This window comes from Salifodinibacter halophilus (assembly GCA_012999515.1).
GTDB classification, from domain to species: Bacteria; Pseudomonadota; Gammaproteobacteria; order Nevskiales; family Salinisphaeraceae; genus Salifodinibacter; species Salifodinibacter halophilus.
In genome coordinates, this window is record JABEEB010000773.1 from 1 (window position 1) to 234 (window position 234).

At 62.0% G+C, this 234-nt stretch carries 1 protein-coding gene; it reads right to left on the reverse strand.

The features are described 5' to 3' along the window. The coding region (locus HKX41_13680; protein ID NNC25183.1) for a CopG family ribbon-helix-helix protein at positions 1–234 on the reverse strand (234 nt) is incomplete at both ends.

The following is a 234-nucleotide window of genomic DNA, read 5'->3' on the forward strand; positions in this document are numbered from 1 at the left end:
GTCGACGGGCGTGACGGAGTAGTCGACGGTGAGCGTGTCCTTCGTCGCGCGGATCTTCCCGACGAACGTCGAGATGGTGTCCAGTCGGCCCTCGAGGATGAACAGCTCCATGCAGTGGTGGTCGCCGACGTGGCTATGGAAGTTCGCGGCGACGATCGACTCGTTCTCGTGGCGCAGGTGCATCATCTTCTCCTCGACGTTCGTCGTCTCGTAGTCGAAGAGGACGGTGACGAC